The sequence below is a fragment of the Nonomuraea sp. NPDC050451 genome (assembly GCF_044458585.1).
In genome coordinates this window covers 126,137-148,964 of sequence record NZ_JBITHZ010000009.1, presented here as the reverse complement: position 1 = coordinate 148,964, position 22,828 = coordinate 126,137, and the positions used below count along the sequence as shown (strand labels likewise).

At 70.1% G+C, this 22,828-nt stretch carries 23 protein-coding genes; 15 read left to right on the top strand and 8 right to left on the bottom strand.

From position 1 onward, the window contains the following. The 5 genes from hppD to ACIBI9_RS27505 all read left to right on the top strand — a co-directional run bounded on the left by hppD (position 1) and on the right by ACIBI9_RS27505 (position 4,420). Positions 1 to 1,110: a 4-hydroxyphenylpyruvate dioxygenase gene (gene hppD, locus ACIBI9_RS27525; RefSeq protein WP_397225663.1), complete on the top strand. Its 1,110-nt coding sequence runs from the start codon at positions 1 to 3 to the stop codon at positions 1,108 to 1,110. A 34-nt stretch (positions 1,111 to 1,144) separates the two neighbouring features. Then, positions 1,145 to 1,585, top strand: coding sequence for an RDD family protein (locus tag ACIBI9_RS27520; protein WP_397225661.1), 441 nt, complete (start codon positions 1,145 to 1,147; stop codon positions 1,583 to 1,585). 45 nt (positions 1,586 to 1,630) lie between these two features. Continuing rightward, positions 1,631 to 3,043, top strand: coding sequence for a M1 family metallopeptidase (locus ACIBI9_RS27515; protein ID WP_397225659.1), 1,413 nt, complete (start codon positions 1,631 to 1,633; stop codon positions 3,041 to 3,043). A gap of 100 nt (positions 3,044 to 3,143) precedes the next feature. After that, positions 3,144 to 3,758, top strand: coding sequence for an RNA polymerase sigma factor (locus tag ACIBI9_RS27510; protein ID WP_397225657.1), 615 nt, complete (start codon positions 3,144 to 3,146; stop codon positions 3,756 to 3,758). Then, the gene (locus ACIBI9_RS27505; RefSeq protein WP_397225655.1) at positions 3,755 to 4,420 is read left to right on the top strand and encodes a hypothetical protein; all 666 of its coding nucleotides are present in this window, start codon (positions 3,755 to 3,757) and stop codon (positions 4,418 to 4,420) included. Before ACIBI9_RS27510 ends, ACIBI9_RS27505 begins: the two co-directional genes overlap by 4 nt. Positions 4,421 to 4,478: 58 nt before the next feature. On the opposite strand, the gene ACIBI9_RS27500 is transcribed toward ACIBI9_RS27505, so the two are convergent. Continuing rightward, positions 4,479 to 5,648, bottom strand: a complete 1,170-nt coding sequence (locus ACIBI9_RS27500; RefSeq protein ID WP_192793806.1) for an FIST N-terminal domain-containing protein — start codon at positions 5,646 to 5,648, stop codon at positions 4,479 to 4,481. 171 nt (positions 5,649 to 5,819) lie between these two features. Between ACIBI9_RS27500 and ACIBI9_RS27495 the strand changes: the two genes are divergently transcribed. From ACIBI9_RS27495 to ACIBI9_RS27480, 4 genes are all read left to right on the top strand, one after another. Then, entirely contained in the window at positions 5,820 to 7,211 is a 1,392-nt protein-coding gene (locus ACIBI9_RS27495) for a sigma 54-interacting transcriptional regulator (RefSeq protein ID WP_397225653.1), read from the top strand. A 94-nt stretch (positions 7,212 to 7,305) separates the two neighbouring features. After that, the gene (locus ACIBI9_RS27490; protein ID WP_397225651.1) at positions 7,306 to 8,019 is read left to right on the top strand and encodes a hypothetical protein; all 714 of its coding nucleotides are present in this window, start codon (positions 7,306 to 7,308) and stop codon (positions 8,017 to 8,019) included. Positions 8,020 to 8,049: 30 nt separating this feature from the next. Further along, a complete protein-coding gene (locus tag ACIBI9_RS27485; protein WP_397225649.1) occupies positions 8,050 to 10,026 on the top strand; it encodes a VWA domain-containing protein in 1,977 nt (658 codons plus the stop codon). A gap of 33 nt (positions 10,027 to 10,059) precedes the next feature. Next, positions 10,060 to 10,527, top strand: coding sequence for a GNAT family N-acetyltransferase (locus tag ACIBI9_RS27480; protein WP_397225647.1), 468 nt, complete (start codon positions 10,060 to 10,062; stop codon positions 10,525 to 10,527). 10 nt (positions 10,528 to 10,537) lie between these two features. Here ACIBI9_RS27480 and ACIBI9_RS27475 read toward each other — a convergent pair whose 3' ends face one another. Then, positions 10,538 to 10,906: a hypothetical protein gene (locus ACIBI9_RS27475; RefSeq protein ID WP_397225645.1), complete on the bottom strand. Its 369-nt coding sequence runs from the start codon at positions 10,904 to 10,906 to the stop codon at positions 10,538 to 10,540. Between the two features lie 76 nt (positions 10,907 to 10,982). Between ACIBI9_RS27475 and ACIBI9_RS27470 the strand changes: the two genes are divergently transcribed. Then, positions 10,983 to 11,588, top strand: coding sequence for a GNAT family N-acetyltransferase (locus tag ACIBI9_RS27470; protein WP_397225643.1), 606 nt, complete (start codon positions 10,983 to 10,985; stop codon positions 11,586 to 11,588). Here the strand turns inward: ACIBI9_RS27470 and ACIBI9_RS27465 are convergent. Next, positions 11,579 to 12,532, bottom strand: coding sequence for a hypothetical protein (locus ACIBI9_RS27465; RefSeq protein WP_397225641.1), 954 nt, complete (start codon positions 12,530 to 12,532; stop codon positions 11,579 to 11,581). The genes ACIBI9_RS27470 and ACIBI9_RS27465 overlap by 10 nt on opposite strands. Positions 12,533 to 12,647: 115 nt before the next feature. On the opposite strand from ACIBI9_RS27465, the gene ACIBI9_RS27460 reads away from it, so the two are divergent. Then, positions 12,648 to 13,349: a hemerythrin domain-containing protein gene (locus ACIBI9_RS27460; protein WP_397225639.1), complete on the top strand. Its 702-nt coding sequence runs from the start codon at positions 12,648 to 12,650 to the stop codon at positions 13,347 to 13,349. Here ACIBI9_RS27460 and ACIBI9_RS27455 read toward each other — a convergent pair. The 3 genes from ACIBI9_RS27455 to ACIBI9_RS27445 form a co-directional block, all read right to left on the bottom strand. After that, positions 13,334 to 16,579: a BTAD domain-containing putative transcriptional regulator gene (locus ACIBI9_RS27455; RefSeq protein ID WP_397225637.1), complete on the bottom strand. Its 3,246-nt coding sequence runs from the start codon at positions 16,577 to 16,579 to the stop codon at positions 13,334 to 13,336. The genes ACIBI9_RS27460 and ACIBI9_RS27455 overlap by 16 nt on opposite strands. Positions 16,580 to 17,070: 491 nt before the next feature. Further along, the gene (locus ACIBI9_RS27450; RefSeq protein ID WP_397225635.1) at positions 17,071 to 17,292 is read right to left on the bottom strand and encodes a DUF397 domain-containing protein; all 222 of its coding nucleotides are present in this window, start codon (positions 17,290 to 17,292) and stop codon (positions 17,071 to 17,073) included. A gap of 12 nt (positions 17,293 to 17,304) precedes the next feature. Further along, the gene (locus ACIBI9_RS27445; RefSeq protein ID WP_397225633.1) at positions 17,305 to 18,198 is read right to left on the bottom strand and encodes a helix-turn-helix domain-containing protein; all 894 of its coding nucleotides are present in this window, start codon (positions 18,196 to 18,198) and stop codon (positions 17,305 to 17,307) included. A 284-nt stretch (positions 18,199 to 18,482) separates the two neighbouring features. Between ACIBI9_RS27445 and ACIBI9_RS27440 the strand changes: the two genes are divergently transcribed. Next, positions 18,483 to 18,782 (top strand): hypothetical protein, encoded by a 300-nt coding sequence (locus ACIBI9_RS27440; RefSeq protein WP_397225631.1) that lies wholly within the window; start codon positions 18,483 to 18,485, stop codon positions 18,780 to 18,782. Then, positions 18,779 to 19,258, top strand: coding sequence for an ATP-binding protein (locus ACIBI9_RS27435; protein WP_397225629.1), 480 nt, complete (start codon positions 18,779 to 18,781; stop codon positions 19,256 to 19,258). The genes ACIBI9_RS27440 and ACIBI9_RS27435 overlap by 4 nt, the downstream gene beginning before the upstream one ends. 1,183 nt (positions 19,259 to 20,441) lie before the next feature. Here ACIBI9_RS27435 and ACIBI9_RS27430 read toward each other — a convergent pair. Then, positions 20,442 to 20,864: a DUF6292 family protein gene (locus ACIBI9_RS27430; RefSeq protein WP_397225627.1), complete on the bottom strand. Its 423-nt coding sequence runs from the start codon at positions 20,862 to 20,864 to the stop codon at positions 20,442 to 20,444. Positions 20,865 to 21,003: 139 nt separating this feature from the next. Between ACIBI9_RS27430 and ACIBI9_RS27425 the strand changes: the two genes are divergently transcribed. Together ACIBI9_RS27425 and ACIBI9_RS27420 are read left to right on the top strand one after the other, a co-directional pair. Beyond that, entirely contained in the window at positions 21,004 to 21,129 is a 126-nt protein-coding gene (locus ACIBI9_RS27425) for a hypothetical protein (RefSeq protein ID WP_397225625.1), read from the top strand. 10 nt (positions 21,130 to 21,139) lie between these two features. Further along, on the top strand, positions 21,140 to 21,571 hold the full coding sequence (locus ACIBI9_RS27420; RefSeq protein WP_394496136.1) for a hypothetical protein: 432 nt from the start codon (positions 21,140 to 21,142) through the stop codon (positions 21,569 to 21,571). Between the two features lie 15 nt (positions 21,572 to 21,586). Here ACIBI9_RS27420 and ACIBI9_RS27415 read toward each other — a convergent pair whose 3' ends face one another. Next, complete coding sequence (locus ACIBI9_RS27415) at positions 21,587 to 22,726, bottom strand: cystathionine gamma-synthase (protein WP_397225623.1); 1,140 nt, start codon at positions 22,724 to 22,726, stop codon at positions 21,587 to 21,589. Positions 22,727 to 22,828 lie beyond the last annotated feature (102 nt).

The following is a 22,828-nucleotide window of genomic DNA, read 5'->3' as shown; positions in this document are numbered from 1 at the left end:
ATGAATGATGTCTTTCCGGTCAACGGCATGGACGCCGTCGTGTTCGCCGTCGGCAACGCCAAGCAGGCCGCCCACTACTACTCGACCGCGTTCGGCATGAGGTTGGTGGCCTACCGCGGGCCCGAGAACGGCAGCCGGGACGAGGTCGCGTACGTGCTGGTCTCGGGCGGCGCCACGTTCGAGTTCCGGGCCGCGGTGCGCCCGGGCACGGACCTGGCCAGGCACGTCGCCGAGCACGGCGACGGGGTGATCGACCTGGCGATCCAGGTGCCCGACGTGGAGGCGGAGTACGCGTACGCGGTCGCCCACGGGGCCAAGGGGCTGGCGGAGCCGTACACGATGGAGGACGAGCACGGCAAGGTGCAGGTCGCGGCCATCGCCACCTACGGCGAGACCCGCCACACGCTGGTCGACAGGTCCAACTACGGCGGCCCCTACCTGCCCGGCTACGTGGCCGCCGAGCCGCTGGTGGCGCCGCCGGCGACGAAGGGCGGGCGGCTCTTCCAGGCGATCGACCACTGCGTCGGCAACGTCGAGCTGGGCAAGATGGACGACTGGGTGGAGTTCTACCGGAAGGTGATGGGCTTCACGAACATGGCGGAGTTCGTCGGTGACGACATCGCCACCGAGTACTCGGCGCTCATGTCCAAGGTCGTCGCCGACGGCACGCGCAAGGTCAAGTTCCCGCTGAACGAGCCGGCCGTCAGCCGCAGGAAGTCGCAGATCGACGAGTTCCTGGAGTTCTACGGCGGCCCGGGGGTGCAGCACATCGCCCTGGCCACCAACGACATCCTGACGACGGTCGACCACATGCGGGCGGCCGGCGTGCAGTTCCTGGACACGCCCGACTCCTACTACGACGACCCCGAGCTGCGGGAGCGCATCGGGAAGGTGCGTGCGCCGATCGAGGAGCTGAAGCGGCGCAAGATCCTCGTGGACCGCGACGAGGACGGCTACCTGCTGCAGATCTTCACCAAGCCGGTGCAGGACAGGCCCACGGTCTTCTTCGAGTTGATCGAACGGCACGGCTCGCTCGGGTTCGGCAAGGGCAACTTCAAGGCGCTGTTCGAGGCGATCGAGCGGGAGCAGGAACGAAGGGGCAACCTTTAGTTTGTCCCGACTTAGTGGTGGTCATCAGGACATCATGGGATCACCACCGGGGCTGGCGGGACGCTGGCGACGGTTGTTCGCCGGCGTCCTCGACTGGCTCATTGTCAACGTCATCTCCGCCCCCTTCAGCTGGTCGAGCTGGGAGTACGTCTGGGACCGGAGCAGAGGTGCCTGGGACCGTTACCCGGTGGAGCACACCTTCCTGGCCGGACTCGTGGCCTTCCTGTACTTCTGGCTCCTGCACGCCTTCTGGAACGGCCAGACCCTCGGCAAGCGACTGTTCGGCATGCGGGTCGTGCAGGAGAACGGCGCGCGGATCACCGTGGCGCAGGCCGCGGTGAGGCAGCTCGTGGAGACCGCGCTCGCGTGGGTCTGCTGCATAGGCTCGCTGGTGGACCTCGGCTGGATCCTTTTCGACCCTCGGAAACAGGCGGTACACGACAAGGCCGCCAGGACGGTCGTGGTGAATGCCTGACTCAGCGTAAGATTTTGGTCACGATCCGAAGGGGGCGCGTTGCCGATGCGTATCGACAAGCGCGGGGTGGCACTGCTGGCGACGCTGAGCGTGCTGGCCTGTGCGCCCACCGATGGCCAAGCGGCGCACGCGGACGACCCGCCCGCCGTCACCGACTACCGACCGGGCGCCGCCGGCATCGGCGACGTCGACTTCCCCAAGGACGGCAACGGCGGCTACGACGTCTCTCACTACGATCTGGCCGTCGACTACACCCCGAAGACCAAGCAGCTCGAGGGGCGGACCACGATCCAGGCCGCCGCCACCCAAAACCTGTCGAGCTTCAACCTCGACCTGGCCGGCTACACCGTCCGCCAGGTCACCGTCGACAACGCGGCGGCGAGGTTCAGGCGCGAGGGCGACGAGCTCACCGTGACCCCCTCCCGCCCGCTCGGCAACCGGTCCCGCTTCACCGTCAAGGTCGTCTACGCGGGGCGGCCCAGGGCCGCTCAGGACAGCGCCAACCTGGGCACGTACGGGTTCATCCCGACCCCGGACGGCGCGTTCGTGGCCTCCGAGCCCAACGGCTCCAAGACCTGGTTCCCCAACAACGACCACCCGGCCGACAAGGCCACCTTCAACTTCGCGATCACCGTGCCCGCCGGGCTGACGGCCCTGGCCAACGGGGAGCTCCAGGGGCGGCCCACGACCACCGGCGGCAAGACCACCTACCGGTGGCGTGAGCTCCACCCGATGGCGACCTACCTGGCCACGGCCACGCTCGGCAAGTTCGACCTGCGCCAGGGCCGCACCCCGGGCGGCATCCCGGAGTTCGCCGCCGTCGATCCCAAGTTCAAGGGCTCGCTCGACAAGCTCTACAAGATCTCCGGCGAGGTCACCGACTACTGGTCGACCGTCTTCGGCCCCTACCCGTTCTCCTCGACCGGCGGCGTCATCGACGACTACGCGGCCGGCTACGCGCTGGAAAACCAGACCAAGCCGCTCTACGGAGGCTTCGAGCCCGACGCGACCATCATCGCGCACGAGCTGGCCCACCAGTGGTTCGGCGACAGCCTGACCCTCAAGCGCTGGAAGGACCTCTGGCTCAACGAGGGCTTCGCCACGTACGCGGAGTGGCTGTGGCAGGAGCACAAGGGCACGAAGACCGCTGAGGCCATCTTCAACGAGTTCCACGCCCGCCCGGCCGACGACCCGATGTGGGCCTACCCGCCGGGGCGGGCCAAGCCCGGCGACCTGTTCAACGCGTCGGTCTACACGCGCGGCGGCATGACGCTGCAGGCCCTGCGCAAGGCGATCGGCGACGACACCTTCTTCAGGCTGCTCAAGACGTGGACCGCCGAGCACCGCTACGGTCACGTCACGACGGAGGAGTTCATCGGCCTCGCCGAGCAGCTGTCGGGCAAGGATCTCCGCCCGCTCTTCGACGCCTGGCTCTTCCAACCGCGCCGCCCTGCCTGATCCGCCGGGCCTGATCCGCCGGGCCTGACCTGCGCGGAAACGCTTCTCGTCGCTCGGTCCAAGTACGGATGTAAGGCGAACGACGAAGGGAGCGAGGCCAGTGCGCCTCAACGAAGACCCCGCGGCCTTTGAGGCCTTCTATCGCCGCCACGTCGATGCCGTCATGCGTTTCGTGGTCCGGCGGGTGAGCGACCCTCACCTCGCCGCCGACCTGACGGCGGACATCTTCCTGGCGGCCCTTGACTCGGCGCACACCTACGTGCCGGGCCGGGGCACCGAGATCGCCTGGCTGTACGGCGTCGCGCGCAACGTCGTGTCGGCCCAGCACCGGCAGGCGGCCAGGGAGGCGCGGGCGACCGGCCGCGTCGCCGGCCGCCGGCTGATGGACGACGACGACCTCGTGCGGATGGAGGAGCGGATCGACGCCGAGCGCCGGATGCGCGGCTCCCTGGAGGCCATGCGCGGCCTGCCCGAGGGCGAGCGCGCCGTGCTGGAGCTCGTCGCGGTCGACCAGCTCACCGTCGCCGAGGTCGCCGCGGCCCTGGGGATCAGGCAGGTGACCGTACGAGTCAGATTGCACCGGGCAAGACGGGCTTTAGGACGCGTCGCTGAGATGGATCCGCAGCGACGCGAGGAGATCCATCTCAGCCCGCCGAGCGGAGCTCGGCCGGAAAGCACGCCGTCGGCACCTGTGTACGTGGAGGGACAGGCATGAGCAATTTCGAAGAGCGCCTTCTCAGTGCACTCAAGGAAGAGATCGCGACGAGAACGGCGGAGGACGACGTGACGATGACCGTGACACCGGCCAGGCGCGGCGGCTCCCGGCGCCGCTACGTGGGGCTGGCCGCCGCGCTGGCGGGGGTCGCGGCGGCCGCCACCGCGACGGTGGTGGTGCTGCCCGGGATCAGTGGCAGCCCGGCGTACGCGGTGACCACCGGAGCCAACGGGGTGATCACCGTGCAGATCAACAAGTTCGACGACCCCGAGGGGCTGCAGGCCGACCTGGCCGACGCGGGGGTCAAGGCGATCGTCGATTACCTGCCCGAGGGGCAGACCTGCAAGGAGCCGCGTGGCGCGAACGGCAACGGTCCGGGAGAGTTCTCCGTGAGCTTCGAGCGATCGAGCGGCGTGACCTCGTTCATGATCGAGAAGGGGGAGGTGCCGGAGGATTCGACGCTGGTGATGGCCGTCTCGAAGAGCAAGGCCGGCGACGACCGGCCGCCGTCCGGGTTGTCGCTCACCATCGTCAAGGGGCCGGTCGCGCCCTGCGAGCCGACCGCGATGCCCGGCCCCGGCGCCCAGGACGGCGGGGGCGGCCTCCACACCAACCCCGGGGACCCGAGCCAGGGTCCCAGCAACGACTCGGTGACGGAGTAACGCTCCAGGCCCGGCGGCCCTCCCGAGCAGACGGGGCAGCCGGGCCTTCAGGCGCGTGTCAGGGCCCGGGGCTGGAGAACACCAGGACGGACGCCGTGAACCCGTGCACATGGTTGTGGCCGGCCACCGGCCCGACCTCGCCGGCGGCGAAGAAACCGGCCATGCCGATGGGCCCCAGCGTGTCGCGCAGGGCGACCGGGTCGTGGTCGGCCGTGCCGAACATGGCCGAGCCCCGCCCGTTGCACGAGAACAGCAGCGCCCCGTCCACCTTGCCGAGCTGCTCGCGGTGGGCGTCCAGCAGGTCGTACAGGTCCTCGTCGGCGGTGGCCGCGTCGCGTACCTGGAAGCGCACGGTCCTGCCGATCTCCACGATGTCGCCGATGGCCACGGCCTCGCGTTCGGGGTCGATGCCGATGACTCCCCTGATGAGGAAGTCGCCGCGTTCGTGGCGCTCGGCGTACTCGTCCATGGCCACGCCGATCTGCAGGCCGGAGGCGACCAGCTCGCGGTCGTCCTCGTCCAGCTCGCTGACGATGTCCTCCAGCCGGGCCAGCGCGGGCTGCCCGGCCAGCTCCAGCAGCAGGTTGTCCTCCGACGCGGTGACGACCATGCTGGGGCCGATCGGGCGGCAGCCCTGGCTGACGACGGTGCTGATCCTGACCGGGCCGCTGATCAGCACGCCGATCGCGCCCTCGGTGTAGACCTCGCCGTCGGCGAACAGCCGTACGGAGCCCCGTCCCTGCAACCCGTTGGCCAGCCCGCCGATCAACGGCAGGTCGCCGAGCACATCGACGGAGCGCTCGACGAAGGCGTCGGTCGGAAACGTGTACGGGTCGGCCAGCAGGATCGCCACATGATCGTCCGCGCCCCGCTCGGGCAGCCCGACCACCACGAACCTGTCCTCGGCCGCCAGCGTCTCCAGCTGGAAGGTCGTCAGCCTGGCGCCGTCCAAGGTCGCCGCCCACGCGCTCACCGCGGGCAGCAGCTCGACCCCTTGTCCGTCGCCGATCACCCCCGTGGCACTGCATCCGACCACGTGCGCGTCGGGCGCGAGCCTCATAGCGGCCTCACCGGCCCGCGCGACGTCCTCGGGATCATCGCCGCAGATGAAGAAACAGACCAGGTCGGCCCGCCCACTGAGCCTCGACAGGGCCTGGCCGACGGCGGTCTCCGCGGCCCCCACCAGGTCGGAACCCACGGCGAGGCCGTCGGCGAAGCGGCTAGTCATAACGGCCACGAGTCTCGCCTCCCTCGACATGTCAAAGTTCCCTAGGCCCGATTCTCCCCACTAAAAGGACAAGCACGCGCACGAAACGTCACGCAATGGTCGAGATCCGAAATCTGCGCCAGATGCGAAACTCTCTGCCGCATTGCTCGCGGGGGACGTAGTCTCGATCCCGTGCATCAGCCACGTATTCTCCGCGAGTTGCGAGAGAGCGGCCACGTTCATCGCACCGTCAAAGCCGAAGTCCGGGAGAACCTGCTGGCCAAGCTGCGGGCAGGCGAGCCACGATTCCCCGGCATCGTGGGCTTCGACGACTCCGTCCTGCCACACCTGGAGCGAGCCCTGCTCGCCGGGCACGACCTGGTCCTCCTCGGTGAGCGCGGCCAGGGCAAGACCCGGCTCATCCGCACCATCACAGGTCTGCTGGACGAATGGACCCCAGTCGTCGAAGGTTGCGAGATCAACGACCATCCGTACGCGCCGGCCTGCACGCGCTGTCAGGCCCTCGCGCGGGAGCTGGGGGACGAGCTGCCGGTCGCGTGGAAGCACCGCGACGAGCGCTACGGCGAGAAACTCGCCACGCCCGACACCTCCGTGGGCGACCTGATCGGCGACGTCGACCCGATCAAGATCGCTGAGGGGCGCACCCTCGGCGACCCCGAGACCGTCCACTACGGCCTCGTCCCCCGCACCAACCGCGGCGTCTTCTCCGTCAACGAGCTGCCCGACCTGGCCGAGCGCATCCAGGTGTCGCTGCTCAACGTGCTGGAGGAGCGCGACATCCAGGTACGCGGCTACAACCTGCGGCTCCCGCTCGACATCCTGCTCATCGCCAGCGCCAACCCCGAGGACTACACCAACAGGGGCCGGATCATCACCCCGCTGAAGGACCGCTTCGGCGCCGAGATCCGCACCCACTACCCGCTGACCGTCGAGGACGAGCTGACGCTCATCCGCCAGGAGTCCGTGCCGGACATCGGGGCCGACGTCCCCGAACACCTGATCGAGGTCATCGCCAGGTTCACCCGGCTGGTACGCGAGTCCACGGCCGTGGACGCCCGTTCCGGCGTGTCGGCGCGCTTCTCGATCGCCGCCGCCGAGACCGCCGCGGCCTCGGCCGTGCGCAGGGCGGCGCTGGCGGGCGAGGAGCAGGCCGTCACGCGCGTGGTCGACCTGGCCTCGGTGGTCCACAGCCTGCGGGGCAAGGTGGAGTTCGAGGTGAGCGAGGAGGGCAGGGAGACCGAGATCCTGGCCCACCTGCTGCGCCGGGCCACGGCGGAGACGTTCAGGACCCGGCTGGGCGGCATGGACCTGTCGGCGATCATCGACAAGTTCTCCGAGGGCGCCCAGGTGGAGTCGGGCGAGCTGGTCCCCGCCGGCGAGCTGCTCCACCGGATGGGCCCGGTCACGGGCCTGGCCAAGGTCATGTCCAAGCTGGGCATGGGCGCGGGCGAGGAGTCGCCGGGGCACGCGGCAGCAGCCCTGGAGTTCGCGCTGGAGGGTCTTTACCTCATGCGGCGTCTGTCCAAGGAAGACCTTGACGGAGTGAGCGTCTACCGCACGTGAACATACCGGCGGTCTTCCGCGTCATAGTGGATAGCTGATCACGCCGACCGGGAGACCGCCCATGCGCCTGCTTGCCTGTGCCACCGCTCTTGCCATGGGTTTCATCGCCGTGCCCGCCTCCGGCGAGGCCGCCGCGGCCAAGGTCGTGTACGGGTACGCCTGGGCCGACGGGAAGGGGCACCTGCGGATCGTCCCCAAGGCGGCCACTTTCGTGCGGAAGGGTGAGTTCCGGAGTTACCGGCTCAAGCCGGTGGCGGGGGCCGAGGAGGTGCGCCTCGACTACACCGGCGCCTCCTTCGGCCGGGTCACGGTGGCGTGCGACCTGAAGGAGACCGAGGGCCAGGTGGCCCTCGACGCCAAGGGGCTGGGCCGGACGGCCTGCGAGCCCGGGGATCTGGCCGACGGGCTGGCCCGCGGCCCCGTGCCGCTCCGCGTCGAGTACCGGGGCACGGACGCCGTCAGGATCAACGAGTTCCTGGTCACCGAGTGGCCGGGCTCGCGGACCGCCCGCGGCACGCTCAAGCGCGTCAACGACACGACGGTCCTGTTCACTACCGGCACGAAGACCGTCAAGCTCGGTTACACGCACGCCACGAGCTTCTACCGGACCACCGCGCGCTGCCGGGACGGGTGGCTGGCGGGCAGGCCGGTCAACGCCGACAAGCACGGACTCGGCAAGAAGCCGTGCACCTCGGCGGACCTGACCAAGGCGCTCAAGGCCGTGCAGCACCCCGTACTGGTGAAGATCGACTACACGCCGGAGGCCGGGGGCGTCAACGAGGTGTGGGAGGTCTTCGGGGACGCGTAAACGGGCGGATCGGGTTAGCGTGGGTGCGTGATGGCCTTTCGCTATGGTGAGTACCACGACGGCCCCGACCCCCTCGCCCCGCCCTACGACGTGCGGGCGGCTCTCGACGAGATGGGCGACGCGATCCTGTCCGGTTCGACGCCGGTCCACGCCCTGCGCGACCTGCTCAAGCGCGGCCTGCCCGGCGCGCAGGACCGCCGCGGGCTGGACGACATGCTCAGGGAGGTGCGCCGGCGCCGGCGCGACCTGCGCGAGCGCGGGCGGCTCGACGGCACGCTGGAGAAGGCGCGGGCGCTGCTCGACAAGGCCATCGGGCAGGAGCGGGCCGAGCTGTTCCCCGACCCGTCCGACGACGCGCGGCTGCGGGAGGCCGGGCTCGACGCGCTGCCCGAGGACACGGCCAGCGCGATCCAGGAGCTGAGCACGTACGAGTGGCGCTCGTCGGCGGCGCGCCAGACGTTCGAGGAGCTGCGCGACCTGCTGCGGCGCGAGGTCCTGGACAGCCAGTTCAGGGGCCTGCGGGACGCCCTCGCCAACCCCGACCCCGAGGCGATGGAACGCGTCCGCCAGATGATGGCGGACCTGAACGACATGCTGGACAAGGACTCCCGCGGCCAGCACACCCAGGCCGACTTTGACACTTTTATGGGGAAATATGGCGATTTGTTCCCCGAAAAGCCGCGCAACCTCGAGGAGCTCGTCGACATCCTGGCCCGCCGCGCCGCCGCCACGCAGCGCATGCTGGCCTCGATGACCCCGCGCCAGCGCGAGGAGCTCGCCGGCCTGATCAACCAGACCCTCGACCAGGCCGGGCTCTCCGACGAGATGCGCCGCCTCGGCGAGGCCCTCTACGCCCGCCGGCCCGATCTGGCGTGGAACGCCCCCGAACGCCTCACCGGCGAAGAGCCCCTGGGCATGGGCGACGCCGTCACGGCCCTGGAGGAGCTGGCCGACCTCACCCAGCTGGAGACCGCCCTGCGCCAGGACTACCCGGGCGCGAGGCTGGACGACATCGACGAGTCCGCCGTACGCCGCGCGCTCGGCCGCTCGGCCGTGGACGACCTGGAGGCGCTCAAGCGCATCGAGCGCGAACTGGAGGAGCAGGGCTACCTCCTGCGCCGCCGGGGCAAGCTGGAGCTCACCCCCAAGGCGGTCCGCCGCCTGGGCGAGACGGCGCTGCGCCGCGTGTTCTCCTCCCTCGACGCGGGCCGCCGCGGCGACCACGACCAGCACGACGCGGGCTCGGCCGGGGAGCTGACGGGCTCGTCCCGGCCGTGGCGCTTCGGCGACGAGCAGCCCATCGACGTGGTCCGCACGCTGGTGAACGGCGTGCGCAGCGGCGGCGTGGCCGCCCCGGGCACCGCCGGTTCCGGTGGGCGCGTCGGGGTCCGCCTCTCGGTGGACGACTTCGAGGTGGCCGAGACCGAGCGCCGCACCGCTGCGGCCGTCTGCCTCCTGGTGGACCTGTCGTACTCGATGGCCCTGCGGGGCACCTGGGCCGCCGCCAAGCAGACGGCACTGGCGCTCCAGGCCCTGGTGGCCTCCAAGTTCCCGCAGGACGCCGTCCAGATCATCGGCTTCTCCAACTACGCCAGGGTGCTGCAGCCCGACGAGCTGGCGGGCCTCGACTGGGACATGGTCCAGGGCACCAACCTGCACCACGCCCTCCTGATCGCCGGGCGCCACCTCGACCGCCACCCCGACTTCGAGCCGGTGGTGCTGGTGGTCACGGACGGCGAGCCCACGGCCCACCTCATGCGCAACGGCAGGTCGGCGTTCGAGTGGCCGCCGTCGCACGAGACGCTGGAGCTCACGCTGGCCGAGGTCGACAAGATGACCCGGCGGCGGGCGACGATCAACGTCTTCATGCTGGCGGCCGACGACCGGCTGAAGGAGTTCGTGGACGAGGTGGCCCGCAGGAACGGCGGCCGCGTCTTCTCACCGAGCGCCGACCGGCTGGGCGAGTACGTGGTCAGCGACTTCCTCCGCCTCCGCCGCGCCCGCTGAGTTTGTCGGTGCCATCTGCCAGACTCGCTCGCCATGAGCGGTGATGTGCGGTTGAGAGACGTTGTGGAGGCCGATCTGGAGGTCTTCCTGGCGCAGGAGCACGACCCGGAGGCGGCCCGGAGGTCCAGGTTCCCTCCCCGCCCCCGGGAGCGCTTCCTCCACCACTGGGCCACCCGGATCCTGGCCGACCCCACCGTCTTCGTGCAGGCGGTCATCGTCGACGGCGAGCTGGCCGGAAACATCGTGGCCTGGTGGGAGGAGGAGCGGCGCTTCATCGGCTACTGGTTCGGCCGCGAGTTCTGGGGCCGCGGCATCGGCACCCGGGCCCTGACGCTCTTCCTCCAGCAGGAGAAGGCCCGTCCCCTCTACGCCGACCCGTACGAAGGCAACACCGGCTCGGTCCGGCTCCTGGAGAAGGTCGGCTTCGAGCGGTCCGGCACGGTGCGGCACGGCGAGGACCAGCACATCATGCTGACCCTCCAGGCCCCGCCGACGGCCTGAATGCCGGTGCTCAGCCGCCGTCGGGGCACCCGGCCTGGGCGTCGCGGTACCACGGCGTGCCCTCAGCCTGCTGGGGGCCGGCCCAGATGACGACCTTGGTGCGCCCCCTCAAGGTCACATCTGACGGCCACCACGCATCGGGAACGTTCGGGCGGACTTCTCTCTTGGGCCCCACGCGGAAGGAGTCGATCTCCAGCCCGCGCTTGGCGAGCTCACCGCGGAGCTGCCCGATCGTCATGCGCAGGTAGGGCACGCAGTGCAGCACCTCTCCGGGGGCGCTGATCTCGCCGGTGGTGGCGTAGTCCTCACCCGCCCTGGCGGGTCTGCCCAGGGTCACGCCGGCGGGTCCCGCCAGATCGGCCGGGATCCTGAGCTTCACCGTGCAAGGGTCTTCGAAGGCCGGGCAATCGGGGTCGGGGATCGGCTCGATCTGCGGGGTCGCTCCCTTGCCCGACGTGCCCCGACCGCCGACCACCTTGCCCACCAGGCTCGGTGACACCGGCGGGGAAGCGGGGCCGGTCCGGCTGGAGACCGAGTCGGTGACCCAGGAGGCCCACGCGCTCTTCCTCTCGCGCGGGCTCCGGCAGACGTTCGCCGAGGACGTCTACCGCCGCGACCTGGCCCGCCCGCTCCCGGCGGTCCCCCTCCCGCCGGAGCTGGAGATCGAGGAATGGTCGCAGGACACTGAAGGGGCCTTCTACGCGGCCTACTCCGCGTCGTTCGCCGACCGTCCCGGCTTCCCCGGCTGGTCGCGGGAGGAGTGGGTCGGCTGGCTGGTCGACGACGAGTTCCTGCCCGGCTGTTCGCTGGTGGCGCGCGAAGCGGGCGGCCCCGCCGGCTTCGTGGCGTGCGCGGAAGGGTTCCTGATCCAGGTCGGCGCCGTGCCCGGGTGGCGGCGGCACGGCCTGGCGAGGGCGCTCGCGGCCGCCGCGCTCGACCGCATGCGCACCCGCGGGGCGACGGAGGTCTTCCTGGACGTCAACGTCAACAACCCGGCCTCGGCCGCCCTCTTCCGCGGTCTCGGATTCGAGGTGATCGCCCGCCGGGCGCGCTATGAATGATCCGCCCGCGTGCGAACTACCGGCACCTGCTGGGTGCGGCGGGCGGCCTCGGCCCGGAGCCGGCGCCTCAGCTGCTTGCCGTGGCCGAGAAAGGAACGGGTCCGCAGGCGACGGTCCTCGGGCAGGCTCCAGTCGGGCAGCGCGCGGTCGATCGCCACGGTGAGCCGGTCGTCGCCGTGGGTGGTGGCGGTGCCGAGCAGCACGACGTTCTCCTGCCAGCGCATGCCGGGATCGTGCCGGTGGAAGGTCAGGCAGACCGGCCCTGGCACGGCGGCCACACCGGCGGGCAGGTGCAGCTCGTACCCGGTCGTGGTGAGAGAGAAGGCACGCGCGGGCACGGTCACGGGCCGGCCGTCCGCCACCGTCGACACGATCGGCCGGCCCAGGTCACGGGCCCGGCGGGCGTACGGGCGCCAGTCAGCGGGCGGCGCGGAGCGGCCGGGCAGGCGGGGACCCGACGGGGCCGGGTCTGAGGCGGGGGCCGTGGTGCCGGGCGGGCAGGTCCAGGTCAGCGGGTCGCGGGTCAGGTCGCCGCCGGGCCACCAGGTGATCCGCTCGGGGGTCACCTCGATGTAGATCCGCGCGAAGTACCAGGCCAGGCGCTTGACCAGGAACCACGGCAGCCCCGCGAAGGCGTCCGGGATCTTGGCCAGGGACTCGCGCACGTACCGGTCGGTGTTGGCCTGCAGATCGGCGTCGCGGACGGTGGCGTGGCCCTGCACCAGCACCACCGGATCGCCCTCGAACAGCAGCGCGACGCGCGGATCACGGCGCGCCCGCTCGGCTTTGTCGGGATAGGTCAGGCCGGTGCTGACGTCGATCGTGCCGCGGGGCCCGGTGTACGGGGTGACGGGCCAGGTGATGGGCCTCTCGTCGCGGGTGAGCGAGGTGTAGGCGCACACCACTGAGCTCCGGAACGTCGTGGTGGGGAGTGTGAGGGTCATGCCCGCGCACGCTAATGACGGTGTCTTGGGCCGCTCTTGGAGCCGATCTTCAAGAACCGCCCAAGACCGGGAGTCCACGATGACGGCACCCTGACAAACCAGAAGGAGTACGACCATGCGCACCGCCGCACACCCGAACCTGCCGCAGATCACGCTCCCCGGTCAGGCCGCCGCCGCGCCGGGACCGCTCGACATGACCAACATGTACCTGGCGCACTACGGCTTCCGACGCGACCTCGGCCACCTGATCACCGCGATCGGCCGGGTCCGCCTCGGCGACCGCCGGCGCATCACCGCACTGCGCGAGCACCACGCGTGGGTGCTGTTCGTGCTGCACCACCACCACACCGCCGAGGACGAGACGGTCTGGCCGCGGCTGCGGGAGCGGGCGCCGCAGGCGGTCGACACGATCGACGCGCTGGAGGCCGAACACGAGAGCTGCGACCACTGGATCCACGAGAGCACCGAGACCTTCCAGGCGTTCGACGCCGGCCCTTCCGAGCAGCGGCGCGAGCGGCTCATGGCCGCCCTGCGCGCGCTGGCCGACACCCTCGGCGCGCACCTGGCGCACGAGGAGACCGACGGGATCCCGCTGATGATGGCCCACATCACGCCGGAGGAGGACGCGGAGGGGCACAAGGCGATCATGAAGCAGTACGGTTTCCGCAAGCTGATCACGCTGCTCGGCTGGATCACCTCCGAGCTGCCGCCCGACGTCGAGGCCCACCTGCGCAGGACCTCGCCCAGGCCGCTGCTGCTGCTCAGCACCCTGGCCAGGGGTCGCTACCAGCGGCGCATGGCCTACCTTTGGGGGTGAGCCAGCTCCCGCTCCACGCCCTCGGCGTGCTCGGCGTGCCGCCGCGCCGCCTCGGCATCGCCCAGTGCCTCGGCCAGCTGCGCCAGCGACCGGCTGACCGGCCACATCAGCATGCTCAGCCCGGCGATCCCCATGCGGTCGGCGTATGGGGACGCCTCCTCGTACAGGTCGGCGCAGGCCTGCCGGTCACCCAGCCCCGCCCAGGTCTCGCAGCGGATGACCAGCCAGAACAGGTAGACGAACGTGCGCGGGATCGGCGACTGCCGCCCCCACGGCCCGAGCGCCCGCCGCGCCTCCTCCAGCCGGCCGCTGACCACCAGGTAGTGGGCGTACCCGTCCAGGTTGAACTGGTCGAGCTGATCGTGCGAGATGTCCTGCGGCGGCTGCGCCGCATCCGCCGTCCCGCGCCGCAGCCGCATGAGCGCGACCTGGTAGACGGCGCCGGCCGTGGTGGTCTCCGCACCCCACATCGAGGTGGCGCGCTGCTCGGCGGCGGTGGCCGCGAGCAGCGACTCGGCCGCCTCCAGGTCGTCGCGGTGGACGAGGACGCCGAGCCGCAGCCAGTCCAGGATGATCCGCAGATACGGCATGTGCGTACGGCCGATCAGCCGCCCCGCCTCGGCCAGCACGTCCAGGGCCTCCCGCACCCGGCACAGCTCCAGCAGCGTGCCGCCCTGGCAGGTGAGCCCGATCGTGCGCAGCTCGTCGTCGCCCGCCTCCAGCCCGGCGCGGGCCATCTCCTCCCCCGCCTCCAGCCGCTGACACACCGAGTCCGGGTCGAGCATCGCGTAGTAGCGGGCGAACAGCACCCGGCCCAGCAGCGTCGCGTCGTTCTCCTGGCGGGCCAGCCTCGCCGCCTCGGCGCTCCACCTGTCCCGCTCCGCGGGCTCGCACCCCGGCTGGTAGTACGCCTGGAGCGCCAGGCAGGCCAGCACCCGGGCCCGGGCCGACGGCTCCAGCCCTTCGTCGGCGGCCAGCTCCATCAGGTCGGCCAGCAGATCGGCGTCGTAGTCGCCGTAGACCTTCCACGGTTGCAGGATGCGGCCGCCGTACCCGGTCGCGGCCTCGATCCAGCGCCGCCGGTCGCCCTCCTGCTTGGCCAGGCGGCGGATCCGCGTCAGCTCGGCCTCCTGCCCCACCGAGTCGCCCGCCCCGAACCTGGCCTCGGCCAGCGCGAACAGCAGGTCCATCCGCTCGGCCGGGCCCAGCTCGGGGTCGTCCTCGGCCACCCGGTCGGCCCGCTCCAGCAGCTCGACGGCCACGTCGTACGCGCGCAGCCGTTTGGCCTCCTCGGCCGCCCGCCACGCCGCCCTCCAGGCCCGTGCGGTGTGGCCCGCGGGAATCGCCTGGAACCAGTGGTGGGCGGCGGTGGCCAGCCGGTCGGAGGCCGAGCCGCCGGTACGTGACTCGATCGCGGCGGCCACGGCGGCGTGCAGCCGGGCCCGCCGCAGCACGGGCACCACCTCGGTGAGCGCCTCCTGCACCAGCGCGTGCACGAACCGGAACCGGCCGGGCCGCCCCTCCGCGACCAGGGCGGCGGCCATGGCCGGCTCCAGCCGGTCCAGCGCCGCGTCCAGGTCGAGCCCGGCGGCCTCGGCCACGATCGTCACGTCGAACTCCCGCCCGGCCACCGCCGCCACCCGCAGCAACTCGGCGGACGGCTCGGGCAGCCGGTTCACCCGGCCGAGCACGACATCCCGCACGCCCAGCGGCAGCGTGCCACGGCCCGCCGATCCGGCTTCCAGGTAACGCATCAGCTCCGTGACGAAGAACGGATTGCCGTTCGTACGGTCCCTGAGCGCCCGCACGTCCGTGCCCGCCGGGGTCAGCTCGGCCAGGTCGGACGCCGAAAGGCCGGACAGCGGCAGCCGCACCGCCTGCCGGCGCGACAGCGCCTCGAAAGCCTCGGCCAGCGCGCCCTCCGGCGTCGGCCAGTCGCGGGCCGTGCCCACCACGGCCAGCCTGCCGTCCAGCACGTACTCGGCCAGGTAGCTCAGCAACCGCAGCGAGGACCGGTCCGCCCAGTGCAGGTCGTCCAGCACCACCAGCACCGGCCGCCGGCCCGCGGTCAGCGCCCGTGCCGCCGCTCCGTAGGTGCGGAACCTCGCGCCCTCGGGGTCGGTCCCGGTCGCGGAGCCGACTCCGGGCAGGTTCGCCCGCACGTCGGCGGGCAGGGGCGGCAGCGTGTCGGCCAGCCGCTCCAGCACCGTCACCCACGGCCAGAACGCCGGCGCGCCCTCCGTCGCCGCGCACCGCCCCACCGCGACCGTGAAACCCCTGGCACGGGCCCGGCTCACCAGCTCCTCGGCGAGCCGCGTCTTGCCGATCCCCGGCTCCCCGGTGATCAGCGAGAACCCCGTCCGCCCCGCCGCCGCCGCTTCCAGCAGCCCGTCCAGCGCGGCCAGCTCCTCCTGCCGGCCCGTGATCCCCCGCTCGGCCACCCGCGGCTCGGGCGGCTGCGGCGGCCGGTGGGGGAACAGCGCGGGCGACTGGTCGAGGATGTCACGTTCCAGCGCGCGCAACTCCTCGCCCGGGTCGATGCCGAGCTCCTCGGCCAGGATCCGGCGGGCCGTGCGCAGCGTCTCCAGCGCCTCGCCCTGGCGTCCGCTCCGGTAGAGCGCCAGTGCCCGCAACGCCCACAGCCGTTCGCGCAGCGGGTGCTCGCAGGTCAGGGCCTCCAGCTCGCCCAGCAACTCGCCGTGGCGGTCCTGCTGGATGACCGCGCTCACCCGCAGCTCGCGGGCCCGCTCCCGGGCCTCGCTGAGCCGCGCCCTGACGGCGGTCACATACGCCTGATCGTCCAGATCCTGGTACGGCTCGCCGCGCCACAGCGCCAGCGCCTCGCCCGCCAGCCGCTCCGCCTCGGCGGGCTCGGCCGCCTGCTCGGCCTGCCCGACCAGGCGCAGGAACCGCGTCGAGTCCACCTGCTCCGGCTCGATCGCCAGCGTGTACCCCACCGGCCCGAACGTCAGCAACCGGCTCTGCGCCCTGGCCCGGCGTCCGGGCTCCAGCAGGCGGCGCAGGTTGGACACGTACGAGTGCAGGGACGCCATCGCCTCGGCCGGCGGCTCCTCGCCCCACAACCGGTCGATCAACGCACCCGGGGCCACCGGCCGGCCCTCCGCCAGCACCAGCACGCTCACCAGCGCCCGCATCTTCAGCGAGCCGATCTGACACGACCGCCCGTCGTCGCCGACGACCTCCAGCGGGCCCAGCACACGGATGTCCACAGCCCTACCACTCTCACGAAGTCGCCTGATCCTACGACAAGGGGGAGGCTGATGTGGTTCACCACGGTGCTGCCTCGGCCCTCGGGTGGCGGCTCCGTCGGGGCACGCCCAGGCCCGGGGGCAGCGCGGGTCCTTGGCGCCCGATCCGGCACGGTGGCGATGCCGGCGCGTATCGCGGGCTCAGGAGCGTCCTCTGAAGTGCTCAGTTCGCGCCTGCCTGGCGATCGGGGTGCTCCACCTTCAGGGAGGGCGCCGGCGATGGTGACGGCCGGCGCCGATCGTGGTGCGGGCGTTGGCTACGACCTGGGCGATCTGCCAGCGCGCCCACCCTTCAACGGTCAATCACCTCGACCATAGGGAAGCTGGCCCACCGCCTGGGGTCGGAAGACCTCCGGTAAGAGGGCTCGGGAGAGCTTGGCTCCCCCGCGAGAGGAGCCCGTAGCCGCATCCGCGCGACGCGTGTTCACCCCGCGAAGGGCCCGTGCAGTTGGTCAGTGCGCGTCGGCGGCTTTGGTGAGATCAAACTCGCCGTGACGCACACCATCAAGGAAAGCGTCCCACTCATCAGGCCTAAAGGTGAGAAAGCCGCCTTCCCGGTCCTTGGTGTCTCGTACGGCAACCATGGTTGCGGTAATCGCGACCTCGACACAGCTCTGCCCGTTGCCGCTGAAGGTGCTGGTACGCCATGGGAGGTCGGAAACGTCCGGCTGCATCGGGGGCTCCTCTCAATCTGGATCTTCGCTGAGAGATGTGAGTAGCGCAGCCGTGTCCGATGGGCTGAGCGCGTCGGCGCGAAGATGTTCGAAAACCATGTTATGTCTGATTAGCTCGGCTTCCTCCTCTAGGAAGAGGTCGCCGCCCATGCTGTCGATGTAGACAATGTCGGGGGCGATGGGGCCGAAGCGAAGGATCACGAAGCTGCCGGGCATGCCGGGGTGGGCACCGGCCTTGAACGGAACCACTTGGATCGTGATGTGAGGGACGCGTGCTTGGTCAGCGAGGTGACGAAGCTGATCGCGCATGACGGCCGAGCCGCCAACGAGGCGGCGCAAGGCGGACTCGTCGATGACGACCCACAGGCGCGGACTATCAGGGCCTACGAGTAGTTGCTGCCGGTTGAGCCGCGCGTCAACGCGGCGCTGTACTTCCTCTTCTGTGGCAGTGGGCAGGACACCTGCGATGACCGCCCTGGCGTAGTCGGGGGTCTGGAGAAGGCCGGGAATGAAGATGGTCTCGAAGTTGAGGATCTCCCGCGCCTCTGCCTCAAAGTTGATGTACGCCGTGTACTGCTCGGGGAGTCCGGAGTCTGAGGGATTCAGCCAGCCACGCTTTCCGGCGTCCTTGAGGAGAAGGATCAACTCGTCGCGCTTGAAGCCGGTGACGCCGTAGGCGTCAAGGAGAGCGGCGAGAGTTCTGGGCTGGGGCTTGGTGCGGCCGGTCTCGATCCGATAGAGGGTGGCGACGTTGACCTTGGTGTCCTTGGCCACGTCTTCCTGCGAGAGACCAGCACCTTCACGAAGGTGACGAAGCACGGCAGCCAACTGGCGCATGCGCACAGTAGGTGGCTGTCGTTTGATCGGCACGGAGACATCATCGCGCATCCGGGGTTCGTCCTGCATCTCGGTTAGCCCTCTCGTCATTTGCAAGGTATGCATTCTCACACTTTGCATTCGCATAGCCACTAGGTGCACACTAGGCATGCTTGCAAGCCTCCCAGTCAGGTACGCGAGATGGAGACAGAAGCAAGGCTTTCCCCCGAAGAGAGCACTGCTCCGGGCCCCCTGCGCTTACGTGCTCGGCCACGCATCCGTGAATGCCTCGCGCCGGACTGAGATGGGCCCGCAAAGCCGTGAATGCATGGTCTGCATTCAGATGGACCAGGTGTGCGCGAAAGGGCGGAGCAATGAGAACCAAGGCGAAGCAGAGACCCCAGACAACGGTGCCGAACGTCAGTGAGCGGCAAGAGCAGTACCTACGGCTGGCTCGGCTGGCGTGGGAACTGCGCGAGTTGGGGTTAATCGTGCGCTTGGAACTGATGCCCGGTCAGGATGTGAGAGCGATCGTTCCTGGGGCCAGAAACGATCTCAAGCTGATGGCGAGGCGGATCGAAAGGCGCTGGTACATCGTCTGGGGGCGCGGGCGGGACCAGCGGGACCTCGCGGAAGAGGGCATCGCGCTGCGAGTAGCGGAGGTGGCGCGGTGACGGCGGAGAGCTACGTCCGATTCTTTCCGGATGCCTTGGCGGTACCCCGAGCGCGTCAGCACGTGGAGAAAGAGCTACGTACGTGGGGACTCGCGAATCTAGTAGACGACGATGTTCTCGTCGTCAGCGAGTTGGTGACGAACAGCGTCACCGAAACGGTGCGATGGATGCGGGAGCGTGAGTGCGGGGTTGCGGGAGAGGGCGAAGACGCGCTCATTGAGGCAGTCTTCGGGCGGTGGAGTTGGCCTTGGACGATCGCCTTTGCGGTGTATCGCTTCGGTAGCGGGGCGGTGGTGGTAGAGGCGTGGGATTGCAGCCGGAAGCCGCCAATACCGGTTCCGAAGACAGACGACTGGACGTTGCAAGGCGGCCGGGGACTACACATCGTCGATGAGGTCAGCAAGCGGTGGGGCTATCGCTGGCCACGGAGCGGCGGGAAGGTCGTTTACGCAGTGCTAGGGCGTGCCGAGCGATGACAGAGTCACGCAAAGTCTGCCCGATCAGCCGGGAGAAACTGCGCAGACGGTACGCGACTGAGGTGCGGAAGCGGCTGGCCGACGCGGGAATAGGGATCCAGGCACGCGCGCGGCCTCGGAAGCGGCGGAGCGGCAAAGGACTGGGACGCGAAACGTGCCGTGAGCCAGGGTGAGGCGAGAAAGGAAGGCAAGGCAGCGGCCAGGCGATGTGGGGCTGTCGCTTGAGGACGTCGTAGGGCGGTACCAGGAAGGGGGCTCCGTAGCCGACGTCACCAAGTGGGCGGGTGTGTCCTGGCACGTGGCACGGAAGTGGTTGGCAGAGAAAGGCGTAAAAGTAAGAGGGAATGAGCGACGGGAACTGGGGGCGAGCGATGCGGAGATCGCCGCTCGCTGGGAGGCGGGTGAGTCACCAGAGAAGTTGGCGAAGGAGTATGACTGCTAACCAGGCATGATCCGTCGGCGAGTGTACTTCGCACAGGCGAAGAGAGGAGAAGAAGAGGAGCGGGTAGACGGGCGTGCCGGGAAAGTGCGGGCGGTTTATGTGCTGGCGATGGCAGGGGTGGGACGTGACTGTCTGGTGGCGCTGCGGTCTGAGGGAGAGATGGCTGACCGGATGCGGGCGGTCTGTGGACGAGAAAATGTGATGGTGAGGCGGGTCCGGGGATGGTATGTCTGGGATCACCTACAGGACACAGTGTGTGAGACGTGTGAGCGGCTGGCCATGGCGACGTGGCGGTGAATGGCGAGGCTCAAGAGCAGGGCCTCCGCTTCCAGCCCCGTCGATGCCCCCGACATCGCGGCCCGCCTCGTGAAGTTCACTCTCAGCCGCCCGCCGATCTGGCCAGGCCCGACGGTGCACGGATGGACGAGCTGGACCGCAATCCGCCCTCGCCGTTGTCCAGACGGCCGGCGACGTGCCTGCTCAGCCGGTAGGGCGGGCTCCAGCAGGTTGACCACCCGATCGGTCAACGGGTGGGAGAGCGGCCTTACCCACCAGGCCGACATCGGGCGTGGTGCTTCCAGGGTGACACCACGACCGGACGGTAACCGGCCGACCGCCGAGGGTCCGGGGGTCGGGAGACCTCCGGCAAGGGGGCTCGGGGGAGCTTGGCTCCCCCGTTAGAGGAGCCCGGAGCCGACTCTGCGCGTAGCGCCCCCACGCGGAGGCCCATGCAGTTGGGGGTCAGGCGTCGATGAGGCGGGAGTAGAAGTCGAGGGCCACGTCGAAGCCGTCGTGGCAGTTGCGGTGGGATCGGTAGCAGGGCCGCCAGGCCGAGCTGGCGCCGACTCCCGCCCTGGCGTCGCTGAGGGCCGAGGGGACGCGTTCCGGTTTGGGGAGGAGGCCGTGGCCCAGGTAGCGGACGCCGGTCAGCTCGCTGTGCGCCCCGCGGCCACCTGAGACGAACGTCCCCAGGCGCCAGCCGCTCTCCTCGTCCCAGACCAGTGCGGCCCCGTCCGCGAGTTTCAGCGTCGCGTCACGCGGATCGCACGGGCCCTCCCACCAGTCCGCCACCTCAGGTCCCAGTACGCCGATGACCTGCCGCACATAGCTGGTCGGCTGCTGCAGCCACTCGTCGGAGTACGGCTTGACGTGCCTGATGGCCACGGACGGCACCCCCTTGTGCCCTAACGGTAAGAAAAAAATGACAGGGATCAACCATACCCGCGCCGAACTTATTCCGTTGCGCAGCCGTCTAGTCATTACGGACGATATTCACGTCCGATACGGGGAAGGAGGGGTGCCCATGATAGCCACGGTTCTGCTCATCGTCCTGATGGTCGTCGCCGTCGCGACCACAGAAATGATCATGTGGTGCTCCGAGAAGAGCAAAGAGAGTGTCGAGTCCACTGCCGAGATCACCGGGGACTAGTCTCTCGGGCATGTCGTCCCTGCTTCTCTGGCTGCACATCGGCTTCGCGATCTTCACCATCGGACCGGTCACCGCCGCGACGATGACCGCGCCGCGCGTCATCCGCACCAAGAACGTGCCCGCGCTGCAGATCATCCAGCGCATGACGAGGATCTACAGCCTCGGCACTCTGGGCGTGTTCGTGTTCGGGCTGGCGCTCGGCGCGGTGCTCGGCGGCGGGCTGCTCGGCAAGTGGTACATGACGGCCTCGATGACGCTGTTCATCGTGGCCGCCGTGCTGCTCGTCATCATCGACCGCGACCTGCGCACCGCCCTGCGGGCGCTCTCCAGCGAGAGCGCCGAGGACGACGCGAAGGTGCAGATCGGCAGGATCGCCGCGATCAGCGGGCTCGTGTCCGTGATCTGGCTGGTGATCCTGTTCCTGATGGTGGTCCCTGGCTGAGGCCGGGGCAGCCGCTTACGCGAGCGCCTGAGTGAGGTCGGCGAGCAGGTCGTCGATGGTCTCGATGCCGACCGACAGCCGCACCAGGTCGGCGGGCACCTCCAGCGGCGATCCGGCCGCCGAGGCATGCGTCATCCTGCCCGGGTGCTCGATCAGCGACTCCACCCCGCCCAGCGACTCGCCCAGCGTGAAGAGCTTCGCCCGGTTGCAGACCTCCACGGCCTCCGCCTCGCCACCGGCGACGCGGAACGACACCATGCCGCCGAACCGCCGCATCTGCTTGGCCGCCACCTCGTGCCCCGAGTGCTCGGGCAGCCCCGGGTAGAGGACCTGGGTCACCCGCGGATGCGCGAGCAGCAGGTCGACGACGCGTTCGGCGTTGTCGCAGTGGCGGTCCATGCGTACGCCCAGGGTCTTGAGCCCGCGCAGCGTCAGCCACGCGTCGAACGGCCCGGCCACCGCGCCCATCGCGTTCTGGTGGTAGGCCAGCTCCTCCCCGAGCCCGCGGTCGACGGTCACCAGCGCCCCGCCGACCACGTCGGAGTGCCCGCCCACGTACTTGGTGGTCGAGTGGACGACGACGTCCGCCCCCAGCTGGAGCGGCTGCTGCAGGTATGGCGACGCGAAGGTGTTGTCCACCACCAGCAGCGACCCGTTGTCGTGGGCCAGCTGCGCCAGCGCGGCGATGTCGGCGATGCCGAGCAACGGGTTGGTGGGCGTCTCGACCCAGACGACCTTGGTCTTCTGCGTCATCGCCGCGGCGACGGCGTCGAGGTCGTGCAGCGGGACCGGGTCGTAGTGCAGGTCCCAGCGCTGGTGCACCTTGGCGAACAGCCGGTACGTGCCGCCGTACGCGTCGTTGGGGATGATGACGTGATCCTGCGGCTTGCACACCGTGCGCAGCAGGGTGTCCTCGGCGGCCAGCCCCGAGGCGAACGCCAGCCCGCGCACGCCGCCCTCCACCGCCGCCAGCGCCTCTTCGAGCGCGGTCCTGGTGGGGTTGGCCGAACGGCTGTACTCATATCCGGAACGCAGACCGCCCACGCCGTCCTGCTTGTAGGTGGAGGTCGCGTAAATCGGCGGCACCACCGCACCCGTTGTGGGGTCGGGCTCCTGACCAGCGTGGATGGCCAGCGTCTCAAAACCGTTGCTCATACACGCCACGTTAATGGAAGTCGGCCCGCGATCCGTCCCCTCCGGATCGCGGGCCGCTCGCGGGCACCGTCCCCCAACGGCCCCCGCGATGGCTCGCGCACC

Bases quoted from the DNA above. Each gene is read 5' to 3' on its own strand.
- hppD (WP_397225663.1), top strand. From the start codon at position 1: ATGAATGATGTCTTTCCGGTCAACGGCATGGACGCCGTCGTGTTCGCC.
- ACIBI9_RS27520 (WP_397225661.1), top strand. From the start codon at position 1,145: ATGGGATCACCACCGGGGCTGGCGGGACGCTGGCGACGGTTGTTCGCC.
- ACIBI9_RS27515 (WP_397225659.1), top strand. From the start codon at position 1,631: ATGCGTATCGACAAGCGCGGGGTGGCACTGCTGGCGACGCTGAGCGTG.
- ACIBI9_RS27505 (WP_397225655.1), top strand. From the start codon at position 3,755: ATGAGCAATTTCGAAGAGCGCCTTCTCAGTGCACTCAAGGAAGAGATC.
- ACIBI9_RS27500 (WP_192793806.1), bottom strand. From the start codon at position 5,648: ATGACTAGCCGCTTCGCCGACGGCCTCGCCGTGGGTTCCGACCTGGTG.
- ACIBI9_RS27490 (WP_397225651.1), top strand. From the start codon at position 7,306: ATGGGTTTCATCGCCGTGCCCGCCTCCGGCGAGGCCGCCGCGGCCAAG.
- ACIBI9_RS27485 (WP_397225649.1), top strand. From the start codon at position 8,050: ATGGCCTTTCGCTATGGTGAGTACCACGACGGCCCCGACCCCCTCGCC.
- ACIBI9_RS27480 (WP_397225647.1), top strand. From the start codon at position 10,060: ATGAGCGGTGATGTGCGGTTGAGAGACGTTGTGGAGGCCGATCTGGAG.
- ACIBI9_RS27465 (WP_397225641.1), bottom strand. From the start codon at position 12,532: ATGACCCTCACACTCCCCACCACGACGTTCCGGAGCTCAGTGGTGTGC.
- ACIBI9_RS27460 (WP_397225639.1), top strand. From the start codon at position 12,648: ATGCGCACCGCCGCACACCCGAACCTGCCGCAGATCACGCTCCCCGGT.
- ACIBI9_RS27450 (WP_397225635.1), bottom strand. From the start codon at position 17,292: ATGCAGCCGGACGTTTCCGACCTCCCATGGCGTACCAGCACCTTCAGC.
- ACIBI9_RS27445 (WP_397225633.1), bottom strand. From the start codon at position 18,198: ATGCAGGACGAACCCCGGATGCGCGATGATGTCTCCGTGCCGATCAAA.
- ACIBI9_RS27440 (WP_397225631.1), top strand. From the start codon at position 18,483: ATGAGAACCAAGGCGAAGCAGAGACCCCAGACAACGGTGCCGAACGTC.
- ACIBI9_RS27425 (WP_397225625.1), top strand. From the start codon at position 21,004: ATGATAGCCACGGTTCTGCTCATCGTCCTGATGGTCGTCGCCGTCGCG.
- ACIBI9_RS27420 (WP_394496136.1), top strand. From the start codon at position 21,140: ATGTCGTCCCTGCTTCTCTGGCTGCACATCGGCTTCGCGATCTTCACC.
- ACIBI9_RS27415 (WP_397225623.1), bottom strand. From the start codon at position 22,726: ATGAGCAACGGTTTTGAGACGCTGGCCATCCACGCTGGTCAGGAGCCC.